Source organism: Nocardiopsis changdeensis (genome assembly GCF_018316655.1).
Lineage (GTDB): Bacteria > Actinomycetota > Actinomycetes > Streptosporangiales > Streptosporangiaceae > Nocardiopsis > Nocardiopsis changdeensis.
Map to the genome: position 1 here is coordinate 6,759,336 of NZ_CP074133.1, position 17,094 is coordinate 6,776,429.

Genomic DNA, 17,094 nt, shown 5'->3' on the forward strand with positions numbered 1-17,094 from the left:
GTACAGGGGCAGTCAGTAGTAGGCGCCCACAGCCGTCAGGTACAGGGCACAGACGGTTCCGGCGGCACTCGCACCGACCAGAAGAGCACTGGCGGGGCGAGTGCCGCCCCGCCAGGCAATGAAGGCTCCGGCGCAGCCAATGTGCACGGCCACGGACAGGGCCAAGAGCAGCGCAAGCAACTGGAGTACGGACATCAGGGTGCCTTTCTCAGGTGGAGAGGTCCGCCGGTAGGGCGGGTCGTGAGAAAAACTGCCTGTCCGGTGCCGTGTCCTGCAGCTGTCTGCCGTGAAATCAGATCAATCCTCGTCACATGGCTGCTGACAGCCGTAGACTGATCGTGTCCGGTGGGCCCCCTTCCCGGACATCGGACACCGGAAGGGCGGCGATGGGTGCGCAGCCGGACATCTTTGAGGACCTGCGCAAGGTAGGGGCGCTCAAACGCGGCCTGTTGGATCGCAAACCCTCGGACAACGCCCTGGGCAAGCACACCGACGTGCAGGCCTCTCGGGACACGGTCGGGGCCTGGCTGCGTGGGAAGCGCTTCCCCCAGCAGGTGGAACCGCTGCTGGGCGTCCTGGCGCAGATCCGCGCCGAGGCTGCCCGCCGGGATCTGCTGGATAACCCTGCGGACTCCGCCGACGACTGCACCGTCGCCGAGTTGATGGATCCCGACCGATGGCGCGCGTCCTGGGAGGCCGAACAGCGCCGCCGGATACAGGCCAACCAGGACTCCGCCCGACGCCAGAGCGCCCACGCGGCTCTGGAGAAGAACGAGCGGCGAGCCCGCCAGGCGGCTCTGGCTGACCGACCACGCCCAGTGGGCTCCTGGTCGGCGCAGCGCCTCGGAGTGCACCCGGCCATCCCAGGCCACTCCGCGGGGGCGCAGCAGAGCGACTTCGTTCTTCCCCGGTACGTGCCCCGTCCCCACGACGCCGAATTGCGCGCCCACCTGACCGCCGCGGCGGCCGAGGGGGCGCGGCCGCAGATGGTGGTGGTGCGAGGAGCATCATGCACCGGCAAGACCCGCACTGCCTACGAAGCCGTGACCGCAGCCGCGCCCAACGACTTCGATCTGCTCTTTCCCGCCGACGCCGAGGGGCTACTCGCGGCCTTGGCTGCTGACGCGGTGGGACCGCGCACCGTACTGTGGCTCAACGAAGCCCAGGAATACCTGGACGGGCCCGTAGGTGAGGCGGTCGCAGCCGCACTGCTGCGCCGCTTGGACGCTGCAGGTCCCCTCCTCGTGATCGCTACCTTGTGGCCCGAGCATGCCCAGGCCCTTACCCAGCGCCCTGCCCCGGGCACGGAGGACCAGCACAGCAACGCCCGGAAACTACTCAGCCAGGCCCGCTACATCAATGTCCCCGGATCTTTCGCTGAGCACCTGAGCGTGGCGCGTGAAGTAGCCCACCACGATTCGTCCCTGGCCGAAGCGGTGGAGAGCGGTGCAGCTGATCTCACCCAGGTGCTGGCCGCCGGCCCGGATCTGGTCGATCACTACGAGCACCCGGCCGGGCAACATGGTGTCTACGGCCAGGCGTTGATCAGCGCTGCCATGGACGCCTACCGCCTGGGTGTGACGGGGCCGCTGACATTGGACTTTCTCCAGGCGGCGGCTCCCGGTTACCTCACCGACATCGAACGCGGTGGCGCCGCCCCAGACTGGTTCGCTGGCGCTCTGGCCTACGCCTGCACGCTGGTCAAGGACACGGCCCGGCCCCTGCAGAATGTGCCCCGCTCCACGGGGATGGGGGCGCTTCCGAATGTGGTGCTCCTGACCGATTTCCTCCGGCAGCACGGTCGCCGCAGTCGCCACACCCTGTGTCCTCCCACGTCTTTTTGGGACGCGGCTATGGCCCACATGAGCGACCCGGCCGACCTCAACAGGCTGGCCCGCGCTGCCAAGTCGCGATGCCGGTACCGCCACAGCGCCCGGCTGTCCTGTGCCTCCATTGAGGCCGGGAACGTCGGAGCCACAGCGGATCTGGCCCTGTTGCGGCTGAAGGCGGGGGACCGGGAGGGGGCGGAGGGGCTTCTCCAGAGCGCTGCCGAAGCCGGGAACACCAGAGCCCTGACGGCACTGGCCCGGTTGTGGGAAAAGGCAGGGAACCGGGAGGGGGCCGAGCGACTGCTCCAGAGTGTCGCTGAAGCCGGGGACCCTCTCGTCCTCATGCATTTGTCTCGGTTGCGGGAGGAGGCCGGGGACCGAGAGGGGAGCGAGCAGCTTCTCAAGAGAGCCGCCGAAGCCGGGACCTTCGACGTCGTGACTGAGTTGGTCTGGACATGGGAGCAGGCCGAAGGCTGGGAAGTAGTCGAACAGTTCGCCCTCCAGGCCCTGGACCTTGAGAACACCCTCATAACGCAGTTAGCCCAGCTAATGGAGGGGGCCGGAGACCAAGCTCTCGGGTCCGGGGAGCCTTTCACCTTGACGGTACGGGCCCGGTTGCGGGAGGCGGCCGGGGACCGAGAGGAGGCCGAGCGGCTTCTCAAGAGCGCCGTCGAGGCCGGTGAGCCTCTCGCCCTCACACGGCTGGCCCTGCTACTGGAGGAGACCGGAAAACACCAGGAAGCCGAACTGTACGCCCATCTAGCTCTCGGGGTCGGGGATCCGCTCAGCCTCACACAGCTAGCCCTGCGACTGGAGGAGTCAGGGGACCGGGAGGGGGCCGAACGGCTTCTCAAGAGCGTCGCCGAAGCCGGACACACCAGAGCCCTGACTGAGTTAGCTCGGTTGCGGGAGGAGGCCGGAGAACACGAAGCAGCCGAACAATTCACCCTCCAAGCCCTCAACGCCGGGAGAACTTCTGCCCTGGCGGCATTGGCCCGGTTACGGGGAGGGTCACCGAAGGCGTATCAGCGCTACGGGCTGAAGCCGGACGGGGCTCTGGCCGAGTCGTGGGAGTGGCCAGAGCCGCGCACTGTGTGACAGAGAGCGAAACATTCTCTGTCACACAGGAGGCAGGAGGGCTCTACTGCCCCGGCTACAGGCCCGAGGAACTGCGTTCCCACCTCTATCACCTGAGCAATGGTGACAAGTGCTGTTGCGACCGGTGACAGGCTTCTGTCGCTCAGCGCCCAGGGCCGGAGCGACATGACAACGAACGCGGCGGAGGAGCGCGGGGCGAGGGTGCTCGGGAGGTGGGAGGCACGGTCAAGACAAAAGAGCGAGCTTCGAGCAATCGGCGGGGGCCTGGAACGAGAAAAACCCAGGACCGAGACCTTGCAAAAGGCCTCTGACCTGGGGTTTTGTGGGTAGGCCCCCAGGGGCTCGAACCCTGAACCCACGGATTAAAAGTCCGTTGCTCTGCCAATTGAGCTAGAGGCCCGTGGCATGACCCGCCTGACCAGGGGGTTCACCACCGAGGGCTGAGTCTACCGGATACCACCGGGGGCACACAGCCGAGTATTCCCCCGCGCGCCCGGCGGGAAGGGGGCTCCCGTGCCCCTTGACCCTGACACCGTGTCAGCCCCGAACGTGGAGGTGTCATGTTCACCATCGGAGAGTTCGCCTCGATCGGGCGGGTGAGCGTGCGGATGCTCCGGCACTACGACCGGATCGGTCTGCTCGCCCCGGCCCGGGTCGACCCCGTGACCGGGTACCGGTTCTACGAGGTCGGGCAGCTGACGCGGCTGAGCCGCATCGTGCAGCTGCGCGGCTTCGGCCTGGGGCTGGAGGACATCGCGCGGATCGTGTGCGGTGACCCCGATCCTCGGCTGGAGCGGGAGATCCTGGAGGCGGCCGGGGAGAGCATCCGGCGGGAGATCGCCGAACGCCGCGCCCGGCTGGCGAGGGTCGAGGCCTACCTCCGGCGCAGGGAAGGGGTCCCCGCCATGTCCACGTCCGACACCATCACCGCCGAGCTGCGCCGGGTGGAGCCGCAGCGGATCGCCACGCTGACCCGCACGGCCCCCGGCCACGGGCCGGAGAACGTCGGCCCCGTGGTCGGCCCGATGTTCCCCGAGGCCGCCGGCGCCCTGGCGGCCGCCGGGGTCGGCGACCACGGCCCCGGGGTCGCGTTCTACGGCTACGACGAGTCCGCCGGGGACGGCATCACGGTCACCGCGGGCTTCGTGCTCCCCTCCCGGGTGGAGGGGGTGCCCGGGCTGGAGGTGTCCGAGCTGCCCGGCGGCGAGGCCGCCGTCACCACCCACCGGGGCGAGGTCGCCGGCATCGGGGAGACCTGGGCGGCGCTGGTCGACTGGGTGCGTGAGCAGGGCCTGGAGCTGGCCGGGGTCTGCCGGGAGGTGTACTGGACCCCCGGCGACCGCCCGCAGGAGGAGTGGGTGACCGACCTGGTGCAGCCGGTGCGCCGGGCACCGTAGGGAGTATCCGAAAGGCGTGGCCGGTGGCGGCCCAGTGCGCCCTACGACCGTCCGGGGCGGCGGCGCCGCGCCGGGCCGCCGCCGGGAAAACCGATGGTCGGCGCAGGTCCGGTGTGCGAGGCTGCCGGGCATGAACGACGCCCGTACCGACCTGTTGCAGCGCCAGTTCGACCTCACCTGGGGTCTGCTGGAGTACCACCTGGACCGCCTGGTCCCCGAGGAAGTCCTGTGGGAGCCCTCGCCCCTCTGCTGGACGATGCACCGCTCCGGGGACGGCTGGGTCCCCGACTGGGCCGACTCCGAGCCCGACCCGATCCCCGTCCCCACCATCGGCTGGGTGACCTGGCACATCGGCTGGTGGTGGGGCGTCACCCTGGACCACCTGTCCGGACGGGTCCCCCGGGACCGGGAGGCGGTGGCCTGGCCCGGCCCGGACGGTGTGGTGGAGTGGCTGTCCGCGCTGCGCGGCGAGTGGGCCGCCGTACTACCGACCGTGTCCCTCGACGCGCCCGCCCCCTTCCCGTGGCCCGAGGGCTCGGGGATGACGGTGGCAGACACGGCGGCGTGGGTCAACGCCGAGCTGATGAAGAACGCCGCTGAGCTGGGCCAGCTGCGGCTGCTGCGGGCGGCCTCCTCCGCGAAGCCGTAGGGCCGGCCGGGCCTCCTCAGCCCGTCCGCGGATTCGGCCTCGGGGTCTCGACCGCTTCCGGACCGCGGGAGGACACGCACGGCCGACGACCCGGCGCACCTTCCACCCTGCCCCGCCCCTACCACCCCCCGCCCGGCCGCCCCGGTCGTCGCCCCGCCGCCCCGCGCGCCGGCGACCGGGGCGGTCGGGCGCTCTCCGTGCACAGCACCCGCCCCGGGGCGGTACTCCCCGGGGCGCCCGCCGCCGTGCCCGGCCCCCAGGGCCCCCGGCCGAGGGCTCCGGGCTCCACCAGGGCGGACACCCGGTTCGGACGACCGTTCCGACCCCCGCCCGGCGGTGGCATTCGATTGCCTTATATGTCCATTTGCTACCCATATACACGAAAAGCCCAGATCCACCCCCGAAGACCCGACCCCACCACGGCCACGGGTCCCGTGATTATGGTTCACCTTTCAACTTCTTCATTCCCGAAAGGAATGAGGCACCCCCGCCCCCCATGGAGCCGCACCCCCTCCCCCACCAGCCCCCTCTACCAGAACCCCCACCAGCACGGGGATCCGCGAGAACCTCACCCATTTCCCAAATATGTGAAACACATCACAATTTGCCCTCGAGAAAACCCCAGGTGGCCACACCGGACCCACCCCTGAACACAGCGGACAAAGGACTAATGGCGGAGACCGATGGGACCCTTGTGCACTAAAGTCTTCTTCCCATGAGGGAAACAGCGGTACGCGACCCCGCGGACACCCTCGCCCGGCGACCCGACAACACCGAACTGGCCCGGGCCCTGTCCGCCCAACTCGGCCTTGACCTGGCGCCTCGCGAGTTCACGCTCGCCGACGGCGTCCGGGTCGGCGTCGACTGCGCCGACGGAGACCCGCCGAGCCTGCTGGTGCAGTGCTCGCCCTTCGCCGGCCAGGTGAAGTCGTCCCAGCGGAACAAGGTCATCGCCGACGCCTTCAAACTGTCCTGGATCCGGGACACGCACTTCCCCGAGGCGCGGGTGCTGCTGGTGCTGGGCGAACCCATGGCCCGGCTGTTCGGCCGGGGCGCCTGGCTGCCCAGCGCCTTCGCCACCCACCGGATCACCGTCGCCCTACTGGACGCGGACCTACGAGTACGCGTCCTCGATATCGGTACGTGACGGAGCCTTCATACAGAGTTAATACCGGCTCCCTAACGTCAACGTCTCAACCCGTCACACGACCCCCGCGGGCCGTCGATCCCCGATCTTCCACCCGCTCTCCAACCGCCAGCCCCCGGTTCGCCGTACCCGGGGAGCGACAGGAGGGTGCCCCCGTGGATTTCTCGACCGTGACAGCCGGACCGCCGTCCGGCCCCCCACTCCCCGACGCGGACTGAGCCGCCGTGCGCGTCTCCGACACGCCCCGGACCCGGACCGCCGCCCCGTGCCCGCACGTGCGCACCCAGGACGGGGAGCCGTCATGACACCTCTCTCGGACGGTCTCGGCATCCGCATCCGCGGCCTCACCAAGACCTACGACGGCGGCGACCCCGCCCACCCGGCCCTGCAGTCGGTGGACCTGGACATCGGGGTCCGCCGCTTCGTCAGCCTCATCGGCCCCAGCGGCTGCGGCAAGTCCACCCTGCTGCGGGTGATCGCCGGGCTGGAGGACCACGACTCCGGAGAGGTCTCGCTCTTCGGCTCCACCCCCAGCGCCCTGTGCGCCGCCAAGGGGGTGGGCCTGGTCCCGCAGACCCCGGCCCTGCTGCCCTGGCAGACCGTGCGCCGCAACATCGTCCTGCCCCGGCGGGTCAACCGCCGCGCCGGGGCCGACGGGGAGGACCCCGACGACCTGCTGCGGGCGGTGGGCCTGTCCGACGTGGCCCACCGGTACCCGCACGAGCTCTCCGGCGGCCAGCGCCAGCGGGTGGCCATCGCCCGCGCCTTCGGCCTGCGCCCCCGGCTGCTGCTCATGGACGAGCCCTTCTCGGCCCTGGACGAGTTCACCCGCGAGGCCCTGCGGTTGCAGCTCCTGGGCCTGTGGCAGCGCCGCGCGACGACGGTCGTCTTCGTCACCCACTCGGTGCGCGAGGCGGTCACCCTCTCCGACGAGGTCGTCGTCATGTCCGCCCGGCCCGGCCGCGTGCACGAGGTGCTGCCGATCGACCTGCCCCGCCCCCGGGACGCCGAGGTCGTGACCGGGCCGCGCATGCACGCCCTGGAGGACCGCGTCCGCGCCTCCCTTCAGTCCGCCTGGGAAAGCGGAGCCGCCCCCGACGACCTCGTCCGGCTATGAGCGAGAGCACCCAGATGACCGCGACCGCCCCCTGCGCCACGCCCCCGACCGCCCCGGGCCGACGCCCGGCCCGGGCGCCGCTCCCGCCCGGCGCCGCGCCCGGCCGCGCGGCCCCCTGCACCCGGCCACCTGGATGCCCACGGCCTTCGTCGTGGTGCTGCTGGGCATGGGCTGGTCGGCGGTGGCCGCCGAGCACCCCTACATCCTGCCCCGGCTCGCCGACGTGGGGGCCACCCTGGCGGACCGGCCCGAGATCTTCCTCGCCAACGCCTGGAGCACCCTGTCCATCGCCCTGATCGGGGTGGCCTGCGGGGCGGGCACCGCGTTCGTCCTGGCCCTGCTCATGTCCGAGATCCCGGTGGTGCGGCGCGCCCTCATGCCGCTGGCCGTCGTCCTCAACGTGACCCCGGTGGTCGCGCTGGCGCCCGGGCTGGTGGTGGCGTTCGGGTTCGGCCTGGCCCCCAAGGTCATCGTCACCGCGATCATCACGTTCTTCCCCGTGCTGATCAACGTCGCCACCGGGCTGCGCGCGGTCCCCGAGCCCGTCCTGCACGTGTTCCGGACCCTGGACGCCTCCCGCCTGGAGGTGCTGTGGCGGCTGCGCATCCCCTACGGCCTGCCCTACACCCTGGCCGCGCTGCGCGTGGTCATGCCGCTGTCCATCGTGGGCGCCGTGGTCGCCGAGTTCGTGGCCGCGGGCAGCAGCGGCGGGCTCGGCACCCTGATCCGCACCTCCGCCTCCTCGGCGCAGCTCGACTCCGTCTACGCCGCGATCGCCTGCCTGGCCACCATGGGCGTGCTCATGCTGGCGCTGGTCTCGGCCGTCGAGCGCCGCGTGCTCTTCTGGCACGAGTCGCAGCGCACCCGCGCCTCCCGCCGCACCCGCGCCCCCCAGCGCACCGACACTTCCCGTCCCCGTAGATCCCACGTCGCACAACGAACGGAAGAGCCCCCCAGATGACCACCCCCACCACACCCCTGACCCGGTACCTCGGTGCCGCGGCCCTGGCGGCGTCCGTGCTGGCGACCGCCGCCTGCGGCGGCTCCGAGGCCGCGGCCGAGCCCCCCGCCGAGTCCGAACTCGCCATCAACGAGGAGCGGTGCTCCACCAACCGGGACGCCGGCACCATCACCTACATCTCCGGCTACTTCTACCAGGCCTCGGTGAGCCAGCTGGAGGTGTTCGCCGCCGAGAGCCTGGGCTTCTTCGACGCCGTCTGCCTGGACGTGGAGATCCAGGGCGGTGTCGGCGACATCATGGCCAACTCGCAGCTGGTGTCGGCGGGCACCGCCCACTTCACGCCGATCGCCAACGAGGCCGAGGTCGTCCAGGCCAACCAGGAGGACCACGACGTCATCGGCATCGCCACCTACGGGCACGTGCCGATCGCCTCCCTCCTGACCGGCCCCGACGTCGAGGACCTCAAGGAGCTGGAGGGCCAGACCATGGGCCGGCCCGGCATGCTGGCCGCCCCGCTGGAGGCGATGCTGAACGCCGCCGGGGTCGACGTGGAGTCCATCGAGCAGGTCGAGTCCGGGTACGACCCGAGCGTCCTGCCCCGGGACCAGGTGCAGGCGCTGACGGCCTTCCGCTCCAACGAGCCCCACCAGCTCGACGCCATGGGCGAGGAGTACCGGGAGTGGCTGCCCGAGGACTTCGGCGTGGTCGGCTCCTTCGGCGTGATGGCCACCAACCCGGAGTGGGCGGCGCAGAACCGGACCGTCGTCGAGGACTTCCTGCGGGCGATCGGCAAGGCGTTCGAGTACTGCGGTCAGGAGGAGAACGAGCGCGAGTGCGTGGAGTACGCCGCCGCGCTGGACCCGACCGGCGAGTTCGACGTCGACCACAACCTCCAGGTCTGGGCCTCCGAGAGCGAGCTGGTGCGCGCCTCCACCCCCGACGAGACCGCCGTCGGCTACATCGACCTGAACCTGACCGAGGCCGAGACGCAGAACCTGGTCGACAACGGCGTGCTCGATGACATGCCCGACCTGGAGCCCCTCTTCGAGCCGCACTACCTGGAGGCCGTGTACGTCGCCGGGAACGTGAGCTGGCCCGCCGAGGAGGAGAAGGAGTAGCGCTCCCGAGCAGTACCCCCCACACCACGGGGAACGGCCACGGGCACCGGGGCGACGGCCCCGGTGCCCCCCCTATTCATTCAGAGCGAGGGAACCGAGTTGTCAGAATCTGGCGGGACACCGGCCGCCGACACCGAGTACGGGATCTTCCTGCCCATCGGCAGCGGCGGGTGGATCGTCTCCGAGACCGCACCGCACCCGGAGGCGACCTACGCCTACAACCGCCGGGCCGCGGTCCTGGCCGAGCAGTACGGGCTGGACTTCATCATGTCCATGGGCAAGTGGCGCGGCTACGGCGGCGCCACCGACCACTGGGGCCGGACCCTGGAGTCCATCACGATGATGGCGGGCCTGGCCGAGGCCACCGAGCGGGTCAAGGTGTGGGCGACCGTCCACACCAACCTGTTCCACCCGGCGATCGCCGCGAAGATGTTCACCACCCTTCAGGAGATCGCGGGCGGCCGCGCCGGGATGAACATCGTCGTGGGCGCCTACGCCAAGGAGTTCGCCCAGATGGGCCTGTGGGACGAGTCCCTGGCCCACGGCGACCGCTACCGCTGGACCGAGGAGTGGACCTCGGTGCTGGAGCGGCTGTGGTCGGAGCAGGCGGTGGACCACGACGGCGAGTACTTCCGCCTGGACGACTGCCGGTCGCTGCCGCACCCCGCGACCCGGCCGACGCTGATCGCCGCGGGCCGCTCCGAGGCGGGCCTGGACTTCCAGTCCCGGCACTGCGACGGCTCGTTCCTCACCGCCCAGGACCTGCCGGGCCTGCGCGACGCCTGCCGGGACGTCAAGCTGCGCGCCGAGAAGCAGGGCCGGAGCATCCGCACCTACTCGATGCTGACGGTCGTCATGGCCGACACCGACGAGGAGGCCGAGGCCCGCAGGCTGGAGTACGGGCGCGGCGCGGACGTGGAGGCGCTGGTCAACATGAAGGTGTCCTGGGGGCTGCCGCAGGACAAGGCGCTGTCGCTGACCGCCGAGCGGCCCGAGGACGAGGCGTTCCAGACCCCGTTCGTCACCGGCTCCCCGCAGACCGTGGCGGAGCGCATCCGGGAGATCGTCGAGTTCGCCGGGCTGGACGGCCTGATGCTGATCTTCCCCGACTACCACACGGACCTGGCGGACTTCGGAGAGCGGGTGATGCCGCTCCTGCGCCCGGCCGGCGCCCGGGGGGAGGGGTGACCGCCGCCTCCCTCGTCGACACCGCGGGACACCGCCGCCCGGCGCCCGGACCGGCTGGGGAGGCGGCCGTGCTCGTCGTGGACACGCAGCGGGACTTCGCCGCCCCGGAGCGGCCGCCCCGGTCGGACGCGGGCGCCCGGGAGCGGATCGACGCCGCCCTGGCCGGGACCCGGCTGCTGGTCGACCGGGCCCGCGCGGCGGGGGTCCCCGTGGTGTGGACCCGCCTCGTGCAGGACCCGGACGAGCCGTGGGACTCCTCGCGGTGGCTGCGCGGTCTGGCGGACCTCCCGCCGGAGCGGGCGGCCGCCGAGGAGCCGTGCCTGGCGGGCACCCCGGGCCCGGAGTGGTTCGGGGCGGCACCGCTCGACGGCGAGGAGGTGGTGGACAAGCGCCGCTACTCGGCGTTCCACGGCACCGACCTGGTCCGCATGCTCTACTCCGCCGGGGTCTCCTGGCTGGTGGTGTGCGGGCTCACCACGGACTGCTGCGTCGACGCCACCGCCCGGGACGCCTTCCAGCACGGGTTCCGGGTGGTGGTGGCGGCCGACGCCGTCGGCACCTACGAGCAGGCCCGGCAGGACGCGGCGCTGGAGGGGCTGGCCCGGCACGCCGCGGTGGTGGCGACGGTCGACGCCGTCACCGGGCTGTGGCGGGCCGGGGGTTGACGCTCCCGGGCCCCGGGTAGTCACCCCGTGCGCTGCGGGAGGGGCCCGCGGCGCACGGGGGAGGGACCATGGGGGTCGAACGCGGCCTGGCAGGCCTGCGCCGGATCCTGGAGGGCATCGACTTTCCGGCGGACAAGGACCGCATCGTGGCCGCCGCGCTGGAGGCGGGCGGCGACGAGGAGGTCGTGAGCGCGCTGCGGGCGATGCCGCCCGCCGACTTCTACGAGGCGGAGGAGGTCCTGCGGGCGGTCCCGCTGCCCGAGGCCGAGCCGGGCTCGCACACCGAGTCCGCCCGCGCCCAGGAGCGCCCGCAGCGCTGAACACCGCGGCCGGGCTCCACCACCGGGTCCCGGCCGCTCCCCTGCGCGCCCGCCGTCCATCGGTGTCAGTCGTAGACGCCGGAGCGGTGCCCCACATGGACGACCCACACGATGAGCCGGTCGTGCTCCACGGTGTAGATGACCCGGTAGTCGCCCACTCTGAGGCGTCGCACCTCGGGAGAGCCGACCAGGGCCGTGGTGCCGAAGCCCAGAGGGTCGGCCTCCAGTTCGGTCAGTTTGCGGAACACGCTCATGGCCACGGTGCGGGGCAGCTTGCGCAGCTCCTCCCGGGCCTCGGGGCGGAAGATCGTCCTGTAGGTCACTCCGGCCCTTCCAGGATCTCCGCCATGACCTGCTCCATCGGGATACCGGGAGAGGGGTCGGCCATGCGCTCCCTGACGAGGCGCAGGATCTCCTGCTCCTCCAGCCGCTGGTAGCGGCGGAGCATCTCGATGGGGACCACGGCCGCGACCTCACGGCCTCTTCGGGTGATCACCGTCGGGGAGTCGTCTCTGTCGGCTCTGTCGACGACGTCGGCGATGTGGTCGCGCACCTGGCGAATGGTCTCCACCTGAACCTCGTTCATGGAACCGAAGGTACCATGTGTACCTTTGGTACACCGGGGATTCCGGCGGCTTCCCGGACCCTCCCCGGGGGTCCACTCCTGCGGGTGGCGGAGGATGGGGGGATGAACATCCCCGAGGCCGAGGTGGACATCACCCCCGGGCTGGTCCGGCGGCTGCTGGCCGACCAGCACCCGGACCTGGCCGGCCTCCCCCTCACGCCGGTCGCCAACGGGTGGGACAACACGATCCTGCGGCTGGGCGACGCGCTGGCCGTGCGCCTGCCGCGCCGGGAGCGGGCCGCCGCGCTCGCCCGCAACGAGCAGCGGTGGCTCGGGGCGATCGCCGCGCGCCTGGGCACCCCGGTGCCCGCGCCCGTGCGGGTCGGCGCCCCCGGGCGGGACTACCCCTGGCACTGGTCGGTCGTCCCCTGGTTCGAGGGGCGCACGGCCGCCGAGGTCCCCGTCGCCGGGCGGGACGTGCTGGCCGCGCCGCTGGCCGACTTCGTCGTCCGGCTGCACGTGCCCGCGCCCGCGGAGGCACCCGCCAACCCCTTCCGGGGCGTGCCGCTGGCCGCCCGGTCCGCCGGGTTCCACCGGCGGCTGGAGGCCGCGGACCCACCCCGCCGGGAGCTCCTGGCCGGGCTCTGGGACGGCCTGGCCGCCGCGCCCGTGTGGTCCGGCCCGCCGCTGTGGCTGCACGGCGACCTGCACCCCGCCAACCTCCTGGTGTCCCCGGACGGAAACGGACCGGCCGCGGTCCTCGACTTCGGCGACCTGACCGCCGGCGACCCGGCCACCGACCTGGCCGTCGCCTGGATGCTGTTCGGCCCCGCGGGCCGGGCCGCGTTCCGCGCCCGGGTGGACGCGGCGGGCACCGTCGACGCGCACGTGTGGGACCGGGCCCGCGCCTGGGCGCTGCTCTTCGGCGTCCTGCTGTCCGCCCACTCCGACGACGCCCCGACACTGGCGGCGATCGGCGCGCATACCCTGGACCAGGTCGTCCTGGAGGAGGACACCGCGGAGGTGGACCATGGCTGAACCCGGACGCACCCTCAAGTCCCTGCTGGACGCCCTCGACGAGTCCGTGCACGGCCTCATGGCGGCCCCGCGCGGCCTGGGCGCGGTGGTGCGCTCGGTCACGGTCGTCGACGACGCCGCACCGCTGCCCGTCGGCACGCTGGCGGTCGTCCCCGGCGAGGAGGCCGACGCCCTGGCCGACCGGAACCCCGAGGGCGTCGCGGCCGTGGCCGTCACCGGCGTCCCGGACGGGGGCGCGGAGCGGCTGCGGGCCCTGGGGCTGCCCGTGCTGTCCGTCGACCCCCGGCTGACCGGCAAGGAGTTCGCCGACCTGGTCCGCGCGGTCCTGGACACGCCCGGCGACGAGCCCCGGCACCGCGACCTGTTCTCCCTGGCACAGACGGTGGCCACGCTCACCGGCGGCCTGGTCAGCATCGAGGACTCCGCCGGGGCGGTCCTGGCCTACTCCGCAGCTGACGAGGGGGCCGACGAGCTCCGGAGGCGGACCATCCTGGGGCGCGGCTGCCCGGAGTCGTTCCTGGCGCACCTGCGGGCGTGGGGGGTCAACGAGCGCCTGGCCGCCGGAGAGGTGGTGGAGGTGGCCGAGCGCCCCGACCTGGGGGCCGAGCGCCGCCTGGTGGTGGGCGTCCTGGCCGGGGGCCGGATGCTGGGCAGCATCTGGGTGCAGATCGGCGACGCGCCCCGGCCCGCCGCGACCACCCGTGTCCTGCTCGGCGCCGCCCGGCTGGCGGCGACCCACCTGATGCGCACCCACGGCGCCCGCTCCGGCGGCGATCCCGCGGAGCTGGCGGTCGGGCTGCTCACCGGCGCGTTCGACACCGACGCCCTCGCCCGCCACCTGGGCGCCGACCCCGGCACCCCGGTGTCCGTGATCGCCCTGGCCCTGCGTGAGGAGGCCGGGCAGGGGGGCTGGCTGCTGGACCGGGCGACGGAGACCGCTTCGGTGTACGCCGCCTCCTACCGCAGCGACGCCCTGGTCATCCCGGCCTGCGGGCTGCTGTACCTGCTCATGCCCGCGCCGTCGGGGAACCCCGCCCCCGCCTCGTGGGTCCGCGACCTGGTCACGGCCCTGCGGCAGAACCTGGGCACCCCCGTGCAGGCCGCCCTGGCCGGGGTCGCCCCGCGGATGAGCGCCGTGCCCTCCCTGAAGAAGGTCGCCAGCCGCACCCTGGACGTGGTCCGGGACCGGCCGGAGCTGACCGTCACGTCCTTCGAGGAGGTCCGCTCCTCGGTCGTGCTGCGCGAGCTCATCGACGACCTCGCCGAGCGCCCGCACCTGCGCGACGTCCGCCTGGACGGCCTCGACGAGGAGCAGTGCCGCTCCCTGGCGGTGTACCTGGACACCTTCGGCGACGTCACCCGGGCCGCCGAGCTGCTGCACGTCCACCCCAACACTCTGCGCCACCGCATCCGCCGTATCCGTACCCTGACCGGGCTGGACCTGGACGACGCCGACCAGCGGCTGCTGGCGTCCCTGACGCTGCGCGCCCGCAGGTGAGGTGGAGATCCGGCCACCGCCGGATCTCCGACCGGTCACGGGGCGGGCGGCCGGACGCCCCGCGGGGCCCCGATTGTCGTTCCCGACACCGCCGGGGCCCTCATATCGTCCGTCCGCACAACGGTGATCCGTGCCACCGCGTTCTAGGCTCCGGCGTACTCGCGGTTCTCCCCGGGCCGCGGAACCCCATCTGACCAGGAGTGATCGGACATGAGCACGGAGACCGCGCGGCCCGGGCCGCCCAGGACGAAAGTCCTCGTCGCGAGTCTGACCGGAAGCACCATCGAGTGGTTCGACTTCTTCCTCTACGGGACCGCCTCGGCCCTCATCTTCAACAAGTTCTTCTTCCCGTCGGACGACCCGCTCGTCTCGCTGATGCTGTCGTACCTGACGTTCTCGCTGACGTTCTTCATCCGCCCGCTGGGCGGCGTGGTGTTCTCCCACATCGGGGACAAGATCGGCCGCAAGAAGACCCTGGTCATCACCCTGTCCCTGATGGGCGGGGCCACGATGCTCATCGGCCTGCTGCCGACCTACGAGACCATCGGCATCCTCGCGCCGATCCTGCTCATCCTCCTGCGCATCGTCCAGGGCCTGGGGATCGGCGGCGAGTGGGGCGGCGCGCTGCTGCTGGCCTACGAGTACGCGCCGGCGAACAAGCGCGGCCTGTTCGGCAGCGTCCCGCAGATGGGCATCACCCTGGGCATGCTGCTGGCCAGCCTGGCCCTGACCCTGATGTCCCTGCTGCCCGACGCCCAGTTCGAGGCCTGGGGCTGGCGGGTGCCGTTCGTGGCGAGCATCCTGCTGGTGCTGCTCGGCCTGTGGATCCGCGCCGGGATCGACGAGACCCCCTCCTTCCAGAAGGCCAAGGAGGAGGGCACCGTCGCCAAGCTGCCCGTCGTGGAGACCTTCCGCTACCACTGGCGCGCGGTGCTGGTGGCCGTGGGCGCCAAGGTCGTGGAAACCGCCCCCTTCTACATCTTCGGCACCTTCGTGGTGAGCTACGCCACGGGCACCCTGGACTTCGAGAACACCGAGGCCCTGAACGCGGTCACCGTCGGCGCGATCGTCGCCAGCGTGCTGATCCCGGTCTCGGGCGCCCTGTCGGACCGCTGGGGTCGCCAGCGCGTCTACCTGGCCGGCGCCGTCCTGCTGGCCCTGTTCATCGCCCCGTACTTCCTCATGCTGGGGACGGGCAGCACCGCCCTGCTGGTCCTGGCCACCGTCCTGGGTCTGGGCGTGTTCTGGCCGCCGGTGACCGCCACCATCGGCACCCTGTGCTCGGAGATCTTCTCCACCCAGGTCCGCTACACCGGCGTCACCCTCGGGTACCAGATCGGCGCCGCCCTGGCCGGCGGCACCGCCCCGCTGATCGCCACCTGGCTGCTGTCGAGGTACGACGACTCGTGGGTGCCGATCGCCGGGTACCTGGTGTTCACCGCGGTCATCTCGATCGTCGCCGTGTCGCTGGCCCGCAAGGCCTCCCGCGCCGAGCGGCACGAGGCCGCGCCGGCCGGCGACTGACCCACCAGGGCCCTCCGGGGCCCTCCCCGCCGCCCCGGGCCGGACGGACCCGGGGCGGCGGCGCGCTCAGTCCAGGGAGCGCACGAGTCCGGCGATCTCCTCGGGGACCTCGTAGGGGGCCAGGTGCCCCGCCCCCTCCAGCACGGTGACCTCGGAGTCCAGCAGCCGACGGGCGGGACCGTGCAGGCGGGCGGGCGAGTAGAAGGCGTCCTCGGAACCGGTGGCCACGACCACCGGGGTGTCCTCCCAGGGGCGCAGGCACTCCATCGGCAGCGGCCCCGGGGCCAGGCTGGTCCGGCAGTGGCGTCCGACCAGGGTCATCCACGGCGCCAGCGGGTGCACCGCCGTCCCCCGCGCCCTGGACGTGTACCCGGGCCCGCTCATGTAGTCGAGCAGGCGGGTGCTCTTGTCGTCGCGCGGCCCGATCATCCACGGCAGGGTGACCCGCATCAGGTCCGAGTTCACCGGCGCCGCCGTCAGGCCCGCCGGGCCGACCATCACGACGGCGCGGACCAGCTCGGAGGGTCTGGCGGAAAGCGCCACGGCGGCGCCCAGCGAGTGGGCGAGCACGGTCGCCGGGCGGCCGGTGAGCATCGGCAGGATCTCGTCGAACCAGGCGCCGTAGGCGGACGCCCGGCCCGAGCGGGGGCGCAGCCCCTCGCTGAGGCCGGGCTGCCCGGGCAGGTCGACCAGGGTGACCGCGCGGTCGCGGGCCAGGACCCTGGCCAGGTCCACCGAGGTCGCGGAGTTGAAGTTGGTGCCGCCGAGGAAGACGACCGGCGGGGCGTCCCCGCCCGGGGCGGTGAAGGCGCGGGTGGTGCCCAGGCCGGTGCCGAGCGGGGGCAGCGCGGTGAGCGCGGGCCAGGAGGCGAGCCGCTCCTCGCACCAGGTCCGGATCTCGCGGGCGCCGGTCTCGGAGCGGTAGACGTGCGTACCGTGGAGGTGTGTGTCGGGCATCGGACACCTGCTCGTTTCCGGAT

General features: G+C 72.3%; 16 protein-coding genes and 1 tRNA gene. 13 read left to right on the forward strand and 4 right to left on the reverse strand.

Features of this window, described 5'->3' with window-relative positions:
* Nucleotides 1-311: 311 nt before the first annotated feature.
* On the forward strand, nt 312-2,927 hold the full coding sequence (locus tag KGD84_RS30375) for a tetratricopeptide repeat protein (RefSeq protein ID WP_220563732.1): 2,616 nt from the start codon (nt 312-314) through the stop codon (nt 2,925-2,927).
* Nucleotides 2,928-3,254: 327 nt separating this feature from the next.
* Here KGD84_RS30375 and KGD84_RS30380 read toward each other — a convergent pair.
* Nucleotides 3,255-3,327, reverse strand: a tRNA-Lys gene (locus KGD84_RS30380).
* A 160-nt stretch (nt 3,328-3,487) separates the two neighbouring features.
* Here KGD84_RS30380 and KGD84_RS30385 point away from each other — a divergent pair.
* From KGD84_RS30385 to KGD84_RS30425, 9 genes are all read left to right on the forward strand, one after another.
* Nucleotides 3,488-4,324, forward strand: a complete 837-nt coding sequence (locus tag KGD84_RS30385; RefSeq protein ID WP_220563733.1) for a MerR family transcriptional regulator — start codon at nt 3,488-3,490, stop codon at nt 4,322-4,324.
* Between the two features lie 130 nt (nt 4,325-4,454).
* Entirely contained in the window at nt 4,455-4,973 is a 519-nt protein-coding gene (locus KGD84_RS30390) for a DinB family protein (protein WP_220563734.1), read from the forward strand.
* A gap of 715 nt (nt 4,974-5,688) precedes the next feature.
* A complete protein-coding gene (locus tag KGD84_RS30395; RefSeq protein ID WP_220563735.1) occupies nt 5,689-6,120 on the forward strand; it encodes a hypothetical protein in 432 nt (143 codons plus the stop codon).
* A gap of 301 nt (nt 6,121-6,421) precedes the next feature.
* Complete coding sequence (locus KGD84_RS30400; RefSeq protein ID WP_220563736.1) at nt 6,422-7,237, forward strand: ABC transporter ATP-binding protein; 816 nt, start codon at nt 6,422-6,424, stop codon at nt 7,235-7,237.
* A gap of 133 nt (nt 7,238-7,370) precedes the next feature.
* Nucleotides 7,371-8,198, forward strand: coding sequence for an ABC transporter permease (locus KGD84_RS30405; RefSeq protein ID WP_255647132.1), 828 nt, complete (start codon nt 7,371-7,373; stop codon nt 8,196-8,198).
* Nucleotides 8,195-9,316: an ABC transporter substrate-binding protein gene (locus tag KGD84_RS30410; RefSeq protein ID WP_220563737.1), complete on the forward strand. Its 1,122-nt coding sequence runs from the start codon at nt 8,195-8,197 to the stop codon at nt 9,314-9,316. Before KGD84_RS30405 ends, KGD84_RS30410 begins: the two co-directional genes overlap by 4 nt.
* Nucleotides 9,317-9,415: 99 nt before the next feature.
* On the forward strand, nt 9,416-10,504 hold the full coding sequence (locus tag KGD84_RS30415) for an LLM class flavin-dependent oxidoreductase (protein ID WP_220563738.1): 1,089 nt from the start codon (nt 9,416-9,418) through the stop codon (nt 10,502-10,504).
* Complete coding sequence (locus tag KGD84_RS30420; protein WP_220563739.1) at nt 10,501-11,169, forward strand: cysteine hydrolase family protein; 669 nt, start codon at nt 10,501-10,503, stop codon at nt 11,167-11,169. Before KGD84_RS30415 ends, KGD84_RS30420 begins: the two co-directional genes overlap by 4 nt.
* A 68-nt stretch (nt 11,170-11,237) precedes the next feature.
* On the forward strand, nt 11,238-11,489 hold the full coding sequence (locus tag KGD84_RS30425) for a DUF2795 domain-containing protein (protein ID WP_220563740.1): 252 nt from the start codon (nt 11,238-11,240) through the stop codon (nt 11,487-11,489).
* Between the two features lie 65 nt (nt 11,490-11,554).
* Here the strand turns inward: KGD84_RS30425 and KGD84_RS30430 are convergent, their stop codons facing one another.
* Both KGD84_RS30430 and KGD84_RS30435 read right to left on the reverse strand, forming a co-directional pair.
* Nucleotides 11,555-11,812, reverse strand: a complete 258-nt coding sequence (locus KGD84_RS30430; RefSeq protein WP_220563741.1) for a type II toxin-antitoxin system RelE family toxin — start codon at nt 11,810-11,812, stop codon at nt 11,555-11,557.
* Nucleotides 11,809-12,075, reverse strand: a complete 267-nt coding sequence (locus KGD84_RS30435) for a type II toxin-antitoxin system prevent-host-death family antitoxin (RefSeq protein ID WP_220563742.1) — start codon at nt 12,073-12,075, stop codon at nt 11,809-11,811. Before KGD84_RS30435 ends, KGD84_RS30430 begins: the two co-directional genes overlap by 4 nt.
* A gap of 102 nt (nt 12,076-12,177) precedes the next feature.
* Here KGD84_RS30435 and KGD84_RS30440 point away from each other — a divergent pair, with 102 nt between their 5' ends.
* From KGD84_RS30440 to KGD84_RS30450, 3 genes are all read left to right on the forward strand, one after another.
* Nucleotides 12,178-13,092 (forward strand): aminoglycoside phosphotransferase family protein, encoded by a 915-nt coding sequence (locus KGD84_RS30440; RefSeq protein ID WP_220563743.1) that lies wholly within the window; start codon nt 12,178-12,180, stop codon nt 13,090-13,092.
* Nucleotides 13,085-14,590 carry a PucR family transcriptional regulator gene (locus KGD84_RS30445; protein ID WP_220563744.1) on the forward strand — a complete coding sequence of 502 codons (1,506 nt, stop codon included), beginning with the start codon at nt 13,085-13,087 and terminating at the stop codon, nt 14,588-14,590. The genes KGD84_RS30440 and KGD84_RS30445 overlap by 8 nt, the downstream gene beginning before the upstream one ends.
* A 210-nt stretch (nt 14,591-14,800) precedes the next feature.
* Nucleotides 14,801-16,114 (forward strand): MFS transporter, encoded by a 1,314-nt coding sequence (locus KGD84_RS30450; RefSeq protein WP_220563745.1) that lies wholly within the window; start codon nt 14,801-14,803, stop codon nt 16,112-16,114.
* A gap of 66 nt (nt 16,115-16,180) precedes the next feature.
* Here KGD84_RS30450 and KGD84_RS30455 read toward each other — a convergent pair whose 3' ends face one another.
* A complete protein-coding gene (locus KGD84_RS30455; protein WP_220563746.1) occupies nt 16,181-17,071 on the reverse strand; it encodes an alpha/beta fold hydrolase in 891 nt (296 codons plus the stop codon).
* Between the last annotated feature and the right edge of the window lie 23 nt (nt 17,072-17,094).

What these genes read in the sequence shown, in the direction of transcription:
- KGD84_RS30445 (WP_220563744.1), top strand. Translation starts at nt 13,085, where the DNA reads ATGGCTGAACCCGGACGCACCCTCAAGTCCCTGCTGGACGCCCTCGAC.
- KGD84_RS30385 (WP_220563733.1), top strand. Translation starts at nt 3,488, where the DNA reads ATGTTCACCATCGGAGAGTTCGCCTCGATCGGGCGGGTGAGCGTGCGG.
- KGD84_RS30450 (WP_220563745.1), top strand. Translation starts at nt 14,801, where the DNA reads ATGAGCACGGAGACCGCGCGGCCCGGGCCGCCCAGGACGAAAGTCCTC.
- KGD84_RS30455 (WP_220563746.1), bottom strand. Translation starts at nt 17,071, where the DNA reads ATGCCCGACACACACCTCCACGGTACGCACGTCTACCGCTCCGAGACC.
- KGD84_RS30440 (WP_220563743.1), top strand. Translation starts at nt 12,178, where the DNA reads ATGAACATCCCCGAGGCCGAGGTGGACATCACCCCCGGGCTGGTCCGG.
- KGD84_RS30400 (WP_220563736.1), top strand. Translation starts at nt 6,422, where the DNA reads ATGACACCTCTCTCGGACGGTCTCGGCATCCGCATCCGCGGCCTCACC.
- KGD84_RS30395 (WP_220563735.1), top strand. Translation starts at nt 5,689, where the DNA reads ATGAGGGAAACAGCGGTACGCGACCCCGCGGACACCCTCGCCCGGCGA.
- KGD84_RS30405 (WP_255647132.1), top strand. Translation starts at nt 7,371, where the DNA reads ATGCCCACGGCCTTCGTCGTGGTGCTGCTGGGCATGGGCTGGTCGGCG.
- KGD84_RS30435 (WP_220563742.1), bottom strand. Translation starts at nt 12,075, where the DNA reads ATGAACGAGGTTCAGGTGGAGACCATTCGCCAGGTGCGCGACCACATC.
- KGD84_RS30375 (WP_220563732.1), top strand. Translation starts at nt 312, where the DNA reads ATGGCTGCTGACAGCCGTAGACTGATCGTGTCCGGTGGGCCCCCTTCC.
- KGD84_RS30425 (WP_220563740.1), top strand. Translation starts at nt 11,238, where the DNA reads ATGGGGGTCGAACGCGGCCTGGCAGGCCTGCGCCGGATCCTGGAGGGC.
- KGD84_RS30410 (WP_220563737.1), top strand. Translation starts at nt 8,195, where the DNA reads ATGACCACCCCCACCACACCCCTGACCCGGTACCTCGGTGCCGCGGCC.
- KGD84_RS30390 (WP_220563734.1), top strand. Translation starts at nt 4,455, where the DNA reads ATGAACGACGCCCGTACCGACCTGTTGCAGCGCCAGTTCGACCTCACC.